Raw genomic sequence first — 12957 nt, 5'->3', positions numbered from 1 at the left:
ATCAGGCCGGCATAGACCACCGTACGTGCACGAACGGGCTTGAAGATTTCTTCCTTGCCCGCGGCGCGGTGCTGGACATTGATGTTGTTGTCGTAACCAATCAGACCGGTCTTGCGGCTGATCTTGGTCATGACAGCGTTGCAGGCATCTATGCACAGGCCGCACTGGATGCAGCCGAGCTGTGCGCCATCGCGGATGTCGATCCCGGTCGGACAAACGGCGACGCACTGGTTGCAATCGATGCAGTCGCCGGCCCTCTCGCCGAGCGCACGGATGTCAAACCCCTTCTTCACCGAGCAGCGCGGCTCGCCGCGATCATATTTGTAGGTGACGTTCAGCGCCCATTCGTCGGTCAGCGCCGCCTGGATCCGCGGCCACGGGCACATGTAGACGCAGACCTGCTCGCGCATGTAGCCAGCCAGCAAATAGGTCGACGCGGTCAGGATCCCGATCCAGACATAGGCGATCGCTGGCGCCTGAGAGGTCGCGAGGTCGCGCACCAACGTTGGCGCATCGTCGAAATAGAGCACCCAGGCGCCGCCGGTCCACCAAGCGATCATCAGCCAGATCACGTGCTTCAACACCCGGCGACCGGCAAGCTTTGCCGTCAGCGGTCCGGCATCAGCTTTCATCTGAGCGCGGCGGTCGCCTTCAACCAGGCGCTCGACCGCGTAGAACAGATCGGTCCAGACCGTCTGGGGGCAGAGATAGCCGCACCAGATCCGGCCACCAAGCGCATTCATCAGGAACAAGGAAAGCGCCGCAAGCACCAGAAGGCCAGTGAAGTAGTAGATCTCCTGCGGCCACAGCTCGATGAAGAAGAAGTAGAAGCGACTGTTGGGAAAATCGATCAGGACGGCCTGATCCGGCGCGCCAAGGCCGCGATTCCAGCGCACGAAAGGCAGCAAGTAGTAGACGCCGAGGCACAGGACCATCAGCCGCCATTTGATCGAGCGGAACCGGCCGGAGATGCTCTGCGGGTATAACTTCCTGCGGGGCGCATAGAGCGGCCCGTCTTCGTCGGTTATGAGGTCATCAGGTGACACGGGCTTGTTCATGGGTTGCTCGAATGAGGCTCTTGCAAGAGCCTACAATCCCGCGCCGGGCACGGGATTGACCTTGATCAACGATCCCGGACCAGACCCGCGGCGGCAGTTACCTGCCACCGCCTAACGAGTGCACGTAGACCGCCAACGCCTTGACGGTGAGCGGGTCCAGACGGCCGACCCAGGCTGGCATGACGCCGGCGCGGCCGTTCGTGATGGTCTCGACCAGCGTCTCCTCGTCGGAGCCATAGAGCCAGATCCTGTCGGTCAGGTTCGGCGCACCGAGTTCCGGGTTGCCCTTGCCGGTGTCACCGTGGCAGCTCGTGCAGTTCTCGGTGAAGATCTTCTTTCCTGCGGCGGCGTCGAACTTCGGCGCGGTGGAGAGGCCGGAGAGCGACCGCACATAATTGGCGACGGTCACGATCTCGTCCTTCTTGAGAATCCCGTCACGACCGAACGCGAGCATCTGCCCTTCGTGCGTCTTTGCGTGTCCCGAGCGTGCGCCGAACTGGATCGTCTGCATGATCTGGTCAAGCGAGCCGCCCCACAGCCAGTCGTCGTCATTCAGGTTCGGATAGCCCTTCGCGCCGGCGCCGCCACTGCCATGGCAGGGTGCGCAATTGTCGGCGAACACGGTCTTGCCGCGCGCACGGGCCAGCGCCAGCAGGGCCGGTTCCTTTTCGATATCGGCAAGCGAAGCGCTGCCGAGCACCGCCATCTTTCCGCCGCGCAGCCTCTCCAGATCGGCGAGGTCGGTGACGACGCTCGCACGGGTCGAATAGTGCAATAGGCCGCTGGTGTAGCTCGAGACCAGCGGCCAGGTCGGGTAGACGACCCAGTAGCCGATCGCCCAGATAATCGTGGCATAGAACGTGAGGATCCACCACCTCGGCAGCGGCGTGTTCAGCTCCTTGATGCCGTCCCACTCATGACCGGTCGTGCTGCGGCCGGATACACCGTCAATCTCGTTGTGCTCCCTCATGTTGGTCAGTCCTCACGCAGCGGCATTCGGGCTGCGGCATCAAACAGGGATTTATTGCGGGGCCAGAGCGCGTAGACGACGATGGCGATGAATATCCCGACGAACACTGGGGTCCAGAACGTGCTGACCAGGCTCGACGCCAGGCTCTCGATTTGAATGATCGCTTTCATCCGCATAACCTCAGCGCAGATTGGCTTTTTCGTTGTAGAGCTTGAAGTCGACGAGCGTGCCGAGCATCTGCAGATAGGCGATCAGCGCGTCGAGCTCGGTCGGATTGCCAGCCTTGCCGTCGAAGTTGCGGACCAAGGCCTTCGGGTAGCGCTTCTGGAACGCATCGGAGCCGGGGTTGTCGGGATCGGTCTGCGCCTTCAGATCGGCGGCCGCGTTGGCGATCTGTTCGTCCGTATAGGGCACGCCGACCGCGCGGCTGGTCCGCAGATGAGCCGCGATGTCGGACGGGTCGATCTCGGTTTTCGCGAGTTCCGGATATCCGGGCATCACCGATTGCGGGACAATCGAGCGCGGATTGATCAGGTGGGTGACGTGCCAGTCATCAGAATACTTGCCGCCGACACGCGCGAGATCGGGTCCGGTGCGTTTGGAGCCCCACTGGAACGGATGGTCATACATGCTCTCCGCAGCGAGCGAATAATGACCGTACCGTTCAACCTCGTCGCGAAGCGGCCGGATCATCTGCGAGTGGCAGAGATAGCAGCCCTCGCGGACATAGATGTTGCGGCCGGCAAGTTCGAGCGGCGTATAGGGCCGCACGCCATCGACCGCCTCGATCGTGCTCTTCAGATAGAACAGCGGCATGATCTCGACGAGCCCGCCAATCGCAATGACGACGAGAATGCCTGCGATCAGGATGATCGAATTCTTCTCAAAGATCTTGTGTCGGTTCCAGAGAGACATTGCGCGACCTATTCGGCAGGCTGGACGGCGCCGGCGCCCTTGGTTTCGCTGGCTTTGCCGGCATTGACCGTCATCCAGAGATTGACGGCCATGATCAGGGCGCCGATCAGGAACAATGCGCCACCGGCCGCACGGATGATGTAGAAAGGGTGCATGGCCTCGACAGACTCGATGAAGGCGTATTCGAGGAAGCCGAGCGAGGTGTAGGCCCGCCACATCAGGCCTTGCAGGATTCCCGACACCCACATCGCGGAAATGTACAGCACGATGCCGATGGTCGAGATCCAGAAGTGCCAGTTGACGAGCTTCAGACTGTAAAGCTGACAATTCCACAGCCAGGGGATCAGGCAGTAGAGCGCGCCGAAGGAGACGAAGCCGACCCAGCCCAGCGCTCCGGAATGCACATGGCCGATGGTCCAGTCAGTGTAGTGGCTCAGCGAATTGACCACCTTGATCGCCATCAACGGGCCTTCGAAGGTTGACATGCCGTAGAAGGCGACCGACACCACCATCATGCGCAGCACAGGGTCGGTACGCAGCTTGTCCCAGGCTCCCGACAGCGTCATCAGGCCGTTGATCATGCCGCCCCAGGACGGCATCCAGAGCATGATCGAGAACGTCATACCGAGCGTCTGCGCCCAATCCGGCAGTGCCGTGTAGTGCAGATGATGCGGGCCGGCCCAAATGTAGAGGAAGATCAGCGCCCAGAAATGGATGATCGAAAGCCGGTAGGAATATACCGGGCGCTCCGCCCGCTTCGGGATGAAGTAGTACATGATCGCCAGGAAGCCTGCGGTCAGGAAGAAGCCGACCGCATTATGCCCGTACCACCACTGGAACATCGCGTCCTGCACGCCGCCCCAGGCGATGTAAGACTTCGAGCCGAGGAAGGAGACCGGCAGCGCGGGGTTGTTGCCGAGATGGAGCACCGCGATCGTGATGATGAACGCCAGATAGAACCAGTTGGCGACGAAGATGTGCGGCTCCTTGCGCTTCACCAGCGTCATCAGGAACACGAGCAGATACGTCACCCAGACGATCGTTAGCCAAAGGTCGGCGTACCACTCCGGTTCGGCGTATTCCTTCGATTGGGTGACGCCCAGCAGATAGCCGGTGCCCGCAATCAGAATGAAGAAGTTGTAACCAACCACCACGAACCAGGGCGCGAGGTCTCCGGCTAGGCGCGTGCGGCAGGTCTTCTGCACGACGTAGAACGAACTTGCGATCAGGACATTGCCGCCGAACGCGAAGATCACGGCAGACGTATGCAGCGGCCGCAACCGGCCGAATGTCGTCCAGGGCAGATCGAAGTTAAGCGCCGGCCACGCCAGCTGCATCGCGATGATCAGACCCACGGTGAAGCCCGCAATACCCCAGAACATCGCCATGGCGGAAGCGAACTTGATCGGTCCAAGATAGTAATTGGGGCGACCACCAATTTCCGCTGCTGGCAATGCGGCCGGGCGGTCCAGGTAACGATTGCCAATCATGACCACGGCACTCAGGCTCGCAGAGCATGCAAGCGCCGCGTGAAACGAGAACGCCGAATCGTGCCCCATCGCCACGCCAAGAAAGCAAACGAAGGCAAGGACCGCGAAAGCCGACATTAAGCCGGCTTCGCCCATCGTCATTGACTTTGAAACGGCAGATGGACTTGTCATGTGGAGGCCTTCTTTGGCTGCGTTGACGTTATGAAAACCACAATTTCGCGGTCAGCCGCTTGATCGGCATCAATTCCTGCGCCATGCCGCTTGGCACCGGCGCCGTGGCCCAGCGCGGTCAGGGTCAATTCGTTCGGACAGTACCTGGCCGGACTGGCTCGCCTTTCCCGCGCCCGGTCAGCGGCACAGCGCCTCTTCTCGCGACAGAGGCGATACACCCTCTGCAGATCGCGCGGCACATCGCTATTGGACGAAGCGAGCGCTTTTTCTGACAAGCTTGCATGCTCAAGGCGCTTGTTCAGCAATTCAGGCGAGCCCCGCCCGCGGGCCAGCGCTCGAAGATCCGACGTGGGAAGATTGAGCTCGTCAGCGATCGTATCGACTTCCCGAGCGGTCAGTAGATCGAATTCGTCTCGGCGAGCGAGAAATGCTCGCAAGCGTGCGACGAGACTCACGAATTGCGCTGAGCTATTGCTATCTTATCGATTTGTCATTTCGCATCCCTTGGGTTTTTCGTAAACCGTGTCGCGGATGCCGTTTGATCTTCGTGAAGGCATGTTGGCGACCACGCCAGGGGGAGCGACACCTAGCACGCCAAGGCTCTATAGCGGGACTTGCGAGCCAGCTTGCAAAATGCCGGTCCGCAACCAGCGACGTAAGCCCTCCGGCTTCGGAGATGGTCGTCCATCCGGGTACGTTCAGCCCGCGCGGCGGCGAGCAGTGCTGCTCACGATACCTGCCTAGCCGCCCCAGGCCGGCGGCAGAGCTGGAGGCATCCGAAGCTCCATCGAATCGGCAAAGATCGTCCAGTCCCGCACGCCTTTTTGCCTGCAGAAGTCGGCCTCCGCCAGTTGCGCGGCCGTTGTGAGCGAGCTGGCATCGACCTTGAACGCCGCCTGACAAGCGCGATGTTCGTGGCCGGTATCGTCGCAAACCGTCTTGATGAAACGGACGTCAAATGATGGCATGGCACCCTCTGGTGGGCTAGTTCGTTGCTTGCGCATATTGTCCAATCCTGGGGCGCCCACTTTGATCTGACGCAACATAGCGCGGTAAATGAGTTACGCTCACGCGGTGTCGCGGCCGATGGTCCAGCCCGCCACCGCGACAGCAAAGCCGACAATCACACAGATTGTGACCAGCGTTGCGATCAAACCAATGTCCGGAGCTTCTGTGGTGATCGCGGCTGCCGCAATGAGCAACGACAGACCGAGCAGCAGCTGCCCGACGCGCGCGATCATTCTGCCCTCTGCTTCGTAGCTTCGGCGGAGGCCAATTTCTCATCTTCGGCAGATTGGATATAGAAGCCGGAATACGTATCGACATAGCAAAGATGGTCGTGCACGCCCTTGACGCCGAAGACGTTCTCCGCGGCGGCGATGGCCGCCTGTCTTGCACGCTCGTCGGTGATGATACCCCGCAAATGTACGATGCCGTTGCGCACCGATACCTGCAGGCCGAGCGGACGCCAGTCCGGAGCCTCGAGCGAACGCACAATACGATCATGGATATGCTGATCGTCCGCCGTAGGATCCGGGATTTCGTGAGCGATTGCAGCGACCGCGCGCAATAGATCCGCATGCGTGACGATACCAACAAGGTGGCCGTCGCGCATCACCGGCACGCGCTTGATCCGCTTCTTTTCCATCAACTCCACCAGGTCCTGCAATGGCGTTTGTTCCGTCACTGTGACCGGGTCGACCGACATGACAGCGCCGACCCTGCGGCCTCTTTCGTGCAGGAACTCTTCAGCCGCCCAGCCCGGACCCATAAGGAATTGCAGCCAACGGGGACGCCGACGTTGGGTGCCGATCTCGGTTCGCCGTAGAAAATCGCTTTCCGAGACAATGCCAAGCAGCTTGCCGCGGCTATCGACCACCGGAAGCCCGCTGATATGATGGTTCATCATGAGCGTCGCTGCGTCGAGAATCGAGGTATCAGTCCCCACGGTGATGACATTTCTCGTCATGATCTGATGCGCGCGCATTTGCCATTTCTCCCTTCGGCTTTTGCAGATTCGCACCACACGACGTCAGCTACCTTGATTTGCCTCAACCTCGGAACCACGTATCGGTTTGACCTGCATCAAGGTACTGCAACCGATTGCAGGCGAGACCGAGACCGATACTTAAGCGCAACGAGATCGGATCGGACATCATTGCGCTCTGCACCTAGCGCCTGCTTCCGCCACGAATCGAGGCCGACGATACTTGGGAGCGGATTGAGCCCGCCCCTTTGATCGCGGCCTGGAGTTGGCCGTCTTCGAGGGTAACGCCATCCACAAACCCCTGCCGTCGTGTTGTCGGCGGCTGGGCGAAGGCGGGAGACCCCAGAGCGCATCCGCGATGCAGCCGACCCATTGGCACGTCTGGGTCAGGTAACGCGGCCTGGCATGCCTTCGCTGAAGTGAGCCGGCACATGCGCAGCGACCGGTGGCTCGGTGCGCCCGAACGGTGTACTGTCGGAGAAATGTGAGGCTCGCCCCGGGGAAGAATGTCCGACCGTATCTGGTACCGCTATGGCACTGCAGCGGCCGCAGCCGCACTTGTCTTTATGTTGCACGCGGCACTGGACCGTTACCTCGAAGACCGAACATTCACGATTATCTACGTTCCGGTCGTGCTCTTTGCCACTTTCGCCGGCGGCCGCGGCCCTGCGCTTCTTGCCACCCTGCTCTGCCTCGGCATCAGCGCCGAATCCCGAGGAAGGGACCTTGTTACCAATCCCGCGAACATGATCGATATCGCATGCTTCGCGATACTTGGCCCCATCCTTGGTTTCATGGGCGACCGGCTGTTGCGGGACTCGAAGCAGGCCGGTGACCGTCAGGCCCATCTGCAGTCGATCCTGGATACAGTGCCCGACGCCATGATTGTGATAGACGATCGCGGCATCATTCGCTCGTTCAGCGCTGCAGCCGAGCGCCTGTTCGGCTGGTCGCCCGACCAGATTGTCGGAAAGAACGTATCGAGCCTGATGCCACAGCCCTATCGCGACGAGCACGACCGGTATCTCGAACGTTATCTGACCACCGGGGAACGTCGCATCATCGGCATCGGCCGAATCGTGGTCGGTGAGCGGAGCGATGGCTCGACCTTCCCGATGGAGCTCGCCGTCGGCGAGGCCAAGGCGCGCGGCGAGCGCTTCTTCACCGGCTTTGTGCGCGATCTCACCGAGCGGCGCGCTCAGGAACGCAGGCTGCAGGAATTGCAATCCGAGCTGGTGCATGTATCGCGATTGACCGCGATGGGCGAGATGGCGTCGTCCATAGCGCATGAGATCAACCAGCCGCTCTCGGCCATCACAAACTACATGCGCGGCGCAAGAACGCTCATGGCGGCAGAGACGCTCGATATCACAAGAATGCGCGACGCCCTTGATCGCGCTGCGGAGCAGGCGCTAAGGGCCGGAGACATCATCAAGCGTCTCCGCCAATTCGTCGCCAAAGGCGAAACACAACCTTCGCTGGAAAGTCCGGTCACGCTGCTCGAAGAAGCGGTCGCGCTCGCGTTGCTCGGTGCCAAGGAGCAAGGTATCCGGGTCGCCATCCGCAGCGACCGGGACATACGTTCGATCATCGTCGACAAGATCCAGATCCAGCAGGTCGTACTGAATCTGGTCCGCAATGCGATCGAGGCAATGGCCAGCACCGCGCGTCGCGAATTGACTGTCGGCGTCACCAAGACCGACAGCGCCGCGATATTTACCATCGCTGACACCGGCCCCGGGATTAGTCCCGCCATCGTCGAGCGCCTGTTCCAACCTTTTGTCACGACAAAGGAACATGGTATGGGCGTCGGTCTGTCGATCTGCCGGACCATCGTCGAATCCCACGGTGGTCACATCAATGCCTTGCCAAATGCGGGCGGCGGCACGATCTTTCAGTTCACCCTTCCCTTTGCGGAGGCCGGAGAAGAGGCATGACTGCGCGACGCACAATCCTCGTGATTGACGATGACCCAGCGATGCGGGATTCGCTCGCCTTCCTGCTCGACGTTAACGGTTTCTGCGTTGCGACGTATGAGACGGCAGCCGATTTCCTTCATCATTTCGCTGAATATAAAGTCGACTGCGTCATATCCGACATCCGCATGCCTGGCATGAGCGGCCTTGAGCTGGTCCGCGAGCTCAAGGCCGACGGCACAGCCTGCCCCGTCATCCTGATGACCGGCCACGGCGACGTCGCGCTTGCGGTGGAAGCGATGAAGGCGGGTGCGGTCGACTTCATCGAAAAGCCCTTCGAGGACGAGGCGCTGCTGCGTGCAATTCGAGGAGCCTTGCAAGCACAGTTAGAAACGCCGGCCGATGGTGCGGCCAGACGCGACGCCGAAGGCCGCCTGGCAGACCTCTCACCACGTGAACGTGACGTTCTGCGGGGGCTGGTGGCCGGCAAGATCAACAAGGTGATTGCCCACGAGCTTGGCATCAGCCCGCGCACGGTCGAGGTCTACCGCGCAAACCTGATGGCCAAGACCAATGTGCGCAGCATGTCGGAGCTGATGCGGATCGCGATCGCTGCCGGGCTCTAGAACTGGCTGAGATCGATTCATTCAGGGTTTCGCGGCAAAATCGCCGGCTCCGGATCCAGATGAGGTGGATCAAAACGGCCGTCGCCGCATGCTGAGTTGATGGAGGAGATCCAGCGGGCTTGCCGGTCCTGGATGAAAACGGCGCACTTGAGGGTATCGCCTCCGAGGGCGACTTTCTACACCACAGCGAGATCGGCACCGGAGGCAGGTGGTCGCCTGGCTTGAGTTCTTCGCCGCATCCGCGGCGCCGCCACGGATGTTGCCCACGAACGCGGCCGTAAGGGTTTGCGTATGCTAAATGATCTCGAAGTACCGTTGGCGCTCAAAGTCGGTGACTCGATGTTGAACGGATTCCCACTCCCAACGGCGGGAGCACGAGAAGGCTTCGACAAACCTATCTCCAAAAAGATCGATGGCCTTTTGAGATCGCGCAAACCGACTTGTCGCCTCTAATAAATGTTGGGGAAGCCGCCCGAAGGAAGGCGCATTTTCCTCGCTTGCATCACCAACAAACGGAGCTGCTAAGTCAGCATCCTCTTCAATTCCCAGAATGCCGGAGCCGAGGGCACACGCGAGGGCGAGATATGGATTCACATCTGCGCCACTCAGTCTGTACTCAAGGTGGTGCGCATCCGGGCCTCCCGGGATGACCCGCACTGCACAGGAGCGATTGTCGATCCCCCAGCTTGGGCAGATTGGAGCCCAATAGCCGGCCACCAGTCTTTTGTAACTATTCACGTTAGGCGCAGCCAGCACACAAAAGTCCGTCATGTGCTTCAGCTGTCCGCCAATGAATTGGCCCATCGTTTCTGAGATATTCCACCTCGTCTCGCTGTCGTAGAACGCATTCTTGCCATCAGACGACATTGAGATGTGAATATGTCCCGACTGACCCGGCCAATTCTCAGACACTTTGGCCATAAACGTGGCCGTCATCCCTCTGGTCTGCGCCCACGATTTTATCATCGACTTAAATATGACGGCTCGATCAGCAGCATCCAGAGCATCACAATGATGCAGCGAAGCCTCAATCACGCCGGGCCCGGTTTCAAGATGGAGCCCACTCAGCGGCATTCTAGCCTTTTCGCACAACGCTAGGATCTCGTCGAACAGCTCTTCGTTCGCAATGATCCGCGTCAGTGAGTAGCCGAATGGCCCAAGCGTCAAAGGGGCCCATTGATCAAAGGGCTTATTATTGACGGTCTCGGCGCTCTCCTTGAAAAGCATAAACTCGAACTCGAACGCAGCAGTACAGCTGTATCCATGGTCAGTTGCTCTTCTTAGGACCTTACGCAGAACACCACGCGGGCAGATGTTCTCATGGGCCCCCGCAAACTCAGCCAGGTAGAGATCCCGCCGATTAGACACGGGACGACCGGTGCGCGATAGAATGCGCAGGTCTGCATCTCCGAACGCTGATGGCGGCTTCTTGGTAAAACTCGCTGGTATCACCCGGTCCGAACAATCCCAGGCAAGCACGGCTTCAGAGAATCTGACGATTTTGTCTCCATTCGAAAGATCCTCAGCCACGACATGCTTCCCTCGAAGGACGCCGTCAAAGTCGCACACTCCAGCCACCGCCACGCGAGCCGCATTCACGCCAGTCATCCCGATTTCGCTTGGCATTTAGGTCTGACCCAGGCTCGCCAGATCGAATACCTGGTCCATCCGCATTGCGCGCAACTTGCGATAGTCACTCTCAAGCTGGGTCAAGTCGTTGTTCACGAGGTACACGATCCCCGGTGTGGACGCCAAATCGGTCGTCGGAACCAGGTTTTGACCCACTGGAACGAATGCAATTGCATCCGCGAAACTTGACAGCTTACGGATTGTTTCGAGCCCCGGATAACCGCCGACAAGACCGCCTACGTCAGAGATCAGCGAGACGCACAGCGCGTGAGCCCGCCGGCTGTACGGGCCGCGCTGCCTCATATATGCAAGAAAGCCAGCGGGATCTGCGTAGCGCCAAGCCGTTAGGGTCATGTGATTGTGACCCAACGCCATCGTCCGGGCTTTTCGAGACATTGTTCCTTGAAGCCTCGCTCCGAAATCCACCAGCACTGGCCCCGCGTGGTCGACGATGATCTCGGCATGAGCGGGTCCATTGACAATTTCCAGCGCCTGCAACGAACGCATCAAATAGTCGGACAGTTGTTCCACGACGGGGTCCTTGCCATCGAGCAAGCGCTCGAGTGAGCAGACCGATGCCGCGCCCTTTATGGGAACGGTGTCATAGGTCCAAACCTCCGTGATGAACGTTTCCCCGTCGACCGAGACAGCATTCACCGTGTATTGTTGACCGCTTATCTTCTCCTGCCCAAGAGCAAAACGATTCAACGCGCCGACACGATTTGTCTTTCCGACAATGGCACTCGTAGCCCGCTGCACATCAGCATCAGTCGAGCAGAAGAACACATCCTCCGTACCGGTGCTGTTCAGCGGCTTGATTACGATTTCGTCGAAGCTTGATTGACGCATCCAGCTTGTGACGTCTTCCGCACAATTCGATACCACCTGCCTGATCGATCGCACCCCTGCGGAGGACAACGCTTCAGATAAACGCGATTTGTCACGTCTTGCAGCTGACCGGGTGGTTCCATTCGAAGGTAAGCCGAGCCGCTCAGACAAGGAATCCGCTAGCTCAACTCCGGTCTCGCATCCGGCTATAATGAACTCCACTTCTCGGCATCGAAGCGCCTCCAGGTGATATTCGACGAGCTCCTCCTCAGTCATGCGCTCGTTCGGACGAATGACTTCATCATATAAGGTAGCGTCGAAATGCGAGCAAAAGACCGGCGGCACCTCCGCAGCCGACATCAAATGTACCGTTCCAATTCCGTAGCAACTGAACTCCTCCGGCAGGTAGCGGCCTGTCGAGTACGCATCGACTATTGCACAATGTCGTTTGTTCATCTGGACCTCCGATACTGGACGAAAATGGCGCAAAGGGCGACAGCCGTAATGAGGACATTTCCAATGAACGTATATAAAGAAGGCACGATACGAGCATCGCAATACTGAAACAGAAACGAAACGATCGGAGCCGTGGACAAGACCATGTTCACCGTCATTGGTTCTACGCGGCGGATGCCCTCCTGAATCAGAAGCAAAGGTACAATGATCGTCGACAATGCAACGATCGCGATCGCACACCAACGCTGCGAGATCTCAAGGACGATGGAGGAGCGATCGACAAAAAGCAGCAGCAACAAGATCGTCCCGTAGAACCGATGAGCCAGCACTTGTCGACCCGACAATCCACGGTCGAACAGCAATTTCACGAGGACATTGGTAAGGGCAAGCGATAGACCGGCCACGATGGCTACAAAGATACCGAAGGATGATCGATGCCCCCATTCGACGCCGGCGTTGCCGCTTGCCGAGATCCAGATCATGTACCCCCCGATGAGCGCAACCAAACCGCTTACGGCAATATCCGATTTCGGGGGAAGGCCCTGTTTTCTGATTAGTGTGTTCAGCCACACTGTCGCACACGGTCCTAATGCCACCATGAAAGTGACGACGATTGCGGGTTCGGCGTATTTCAGTCCGATGAATAACCCAACCCAGCTAATTGTGGTAACGACATTGAGCGACGCGAGGACTATGAGCGACGACTTCGTGATCCTTGTTCGACCGCTTTCGCGCCAAGCCAAAAGGTTGAACGTCAGGCATACCAGGGCAAAGGACAGCAGGAGAGTGCTGTAAATATCGGCCTGCTGAAAGTACGATGCCGCATAGACGTCACCTGCTGCGCTAACGATGACATAGAGGACGACAAAGAGAACTCCCACGGCGAAGCGATGCGTCACTGTCTGTTCTGC

14 protein-coding genes are annotated in these 12957 nt (G+C 59.2%); 2 read left to right on the top strand and 12 right to left on the bottom strand.

The features are described 5' to 3' along the window. From ccoG to QMZ05_RS20980, 9 genes are all read right to left on the bottom strand, one after another. A partial coding sequence (gene ccoG, locus QMZ05_RS21020) for a cytochrome c oxidase accessory protein CcoG (protein ID WP_353702472.1) occupies positions 1–1058 on the bottom strand: 1058 nt, incomplete at its 3' end. A 97-nt stretch (positions 1059–1155) separates the two neighbouring features. Next, positions 1156–2028: a cytochrome-c oxidase, cbb3-type subunit III gene (ccoP, locus tag QMZ05_RS21015; protein WP_353702471.1), complete on the bottom strand. Its 873-nt coding sequence runs from the start codon at positions 2026–2028 to the stop codon at positions 1156–1158. A 5-nt stretch (positions 2029–2033) separates the two neighbouring features. Next, a complete protein-coding gene (locus QMZ05_RS21010; RefSeq protein WP_353702470.1) occupies positions 2034–2198 on the bottom strand; it encodes a cbb3-type cytochrome c oxidase subunit 3 in 165 nt (54 codons plus the stop codon). Between the two features lie 10 nt (positions 2199–2208). Further along, on the bottom strand, positions 2209–2943 hold the full coding sequence (ccoO, locus tag QMZ05_RS21005; protein ID WP_353702469.1) for a cytochrome-c oxidase, cbb3-type subunit II: 735 nt from the start codon (positions 2941–2943) through the stop codon (positions 2209–2211). A gap of 8 nt (positions 2944–2951) precedes the next feature. Continuing rightward, complete coding sequence (gene ccoN / locus QMZ05_RS21000) at positions 2952–4604, bottom strand: cytochrome-c oxidase, cbb3-type subunit I (RefSeq protein WP_353702468.1); 1653 nt, start codon at positions 4602–4604, stop codon at positions 2952–2954. Next, positions 4601–5059 (bottom strand): hypothetical protein, encoded by a 459-nt coding sequence (locus tag QMZ05_RS20995; protein ID WP_353702467.1) that lies wholly within the window; start codon positions 5057–5059, stop codon positions 4601–4603. The genes ccoN and QMZ05_RS20995 overlap by 4 nt, the downstream gene beginning before the upstream one ends. A gap of 285 nt (positions 5060–5344) precedes the next feature. After that, complete coding sequence (locus QMZ05_RS20990; RefSeq protein WP_146990280.1) at positions 5345–5572, bottom strand: hypothetical protein; 228 nt, start codon at positions 5570–5572, stop codon at positions 5345–5347. A 99-nt stretch (positions 5573–5671) separates the two neighbouring features. Next, positions 5672–5845, bottom strand: a complete 174-nt coding sequence (locus QMZ05_RS20985; RefSeq protein WP_167529243.1) for a hypothetical protein — start codon at positions 5843–5845, stop codon at positions 5672–5674. Further along, positions 5842–6591, bottom strand: coding sequence for a CBS domain-containing protein (locus QMZ05_RS20980; protein WP_353702466.1), 750 nt, complete (start codon positions 6589–6591; stop codon positions 5842–5844). The genes QMZ05_RS20985 and QMZ05_RS20980 overlap by 4 nt, the downstream gene beginning before the upstream one ends. A 506-nt stretch (positions 6592–7097) precedes the next feature. Between QMZ05_RS20980 and QMZ05_RS20975 the strand changes: the two genes are divergently transcribed. Together QMZ05_RS20975 and fixJ are read left to right on the top strand one after the other, a co-directional pair. Further along, complete coding sequence (locus QMZ05_RS20975) at positions 7098–8528, top strand: PAS domain S-box protein (RefSeq protein ID WP_353702465.1); 1431 nt, start codon at positions 7098–7100, stop codon at positions 8526–8528. Beyond that, the gene (fixJ, locus tag QMZ05_RS20970) at positions 8525–9133 is read left to right on the top strand and encodes a response regulator FixJ (protein WP_353702464.1); all 609 of its coding nucleotides are present in this window, start codon (positions 8525–8527) and stop codon (positions 9131–9133) included. The genes QMZ05_RS20975 and fixJ overlap by 4 nt, the downstream gene beginning before the upstream one ends. Positions 9134–9427: 294 nt before the next feature. Here fixJ and QMZ05_RS20965 read toward each other — a convergent pair whose 3' ends face one another. From QMZ05_RS20965 to QMZ05_RS20955, 3 genes are all read right to left on the bottom strand, one after another. Continuing rightward, entirely contained in the window at positions 9428–10663 is a 1236-nt protein-coding gene (locus tag QMZ05_RS20965) for a glutamine synthetase (protein WP_353702463.1), read from the bottom strand. 96 nt (positions 10664–10759) lie between these two features. Then, positions 10760–12046 carry an ATP-grasp domain-containing protein gene (locus tag QMZ05_RS20960; protein ID WP_353702462.1) on the bottom strand — a complete coding sequence of 429 codons (1287 nt, stop codon included), beginning with the start codon at positions 12044–12046 and terminating at the stop codon, positions 10760–10762. Beyond that, the gene (locus QMZ05_RS20955; protein WP_353702461.1) at positions 12043–12945 is read right to left on the bottom strand and encodes an EamA family transporter; all 903 of its coding nucleotides are present in this window, start codon (positions 12943–12945) and stop codon (positions 12043–12045) included. The genes QMZ05_RS20960 and QMZ05_RS20955 overlap by 4 nt, the downstream gene beginning before the upstream one ends. Positions 12946–12957: the final 12 nt, after the last annotated feature.

Origin of the sequence: Bradyrhizobium sp. INPA03-11B (assembly GCF_040446015.1) — a bacterium.
Taxonomy (GTDB): Bacteria; Pseudomonadota; Alphaproteobacteria; order Rhizobiales; family Xanthobacteraceae; genus Bradyrhizobium; species Bradyrhizobium macuxiense_A.
The sequence above is the reverse complement of the archived record's forward strand: the minus strand, read 5'-3'. Positions and strand labels throughout refer to the sequence as shown.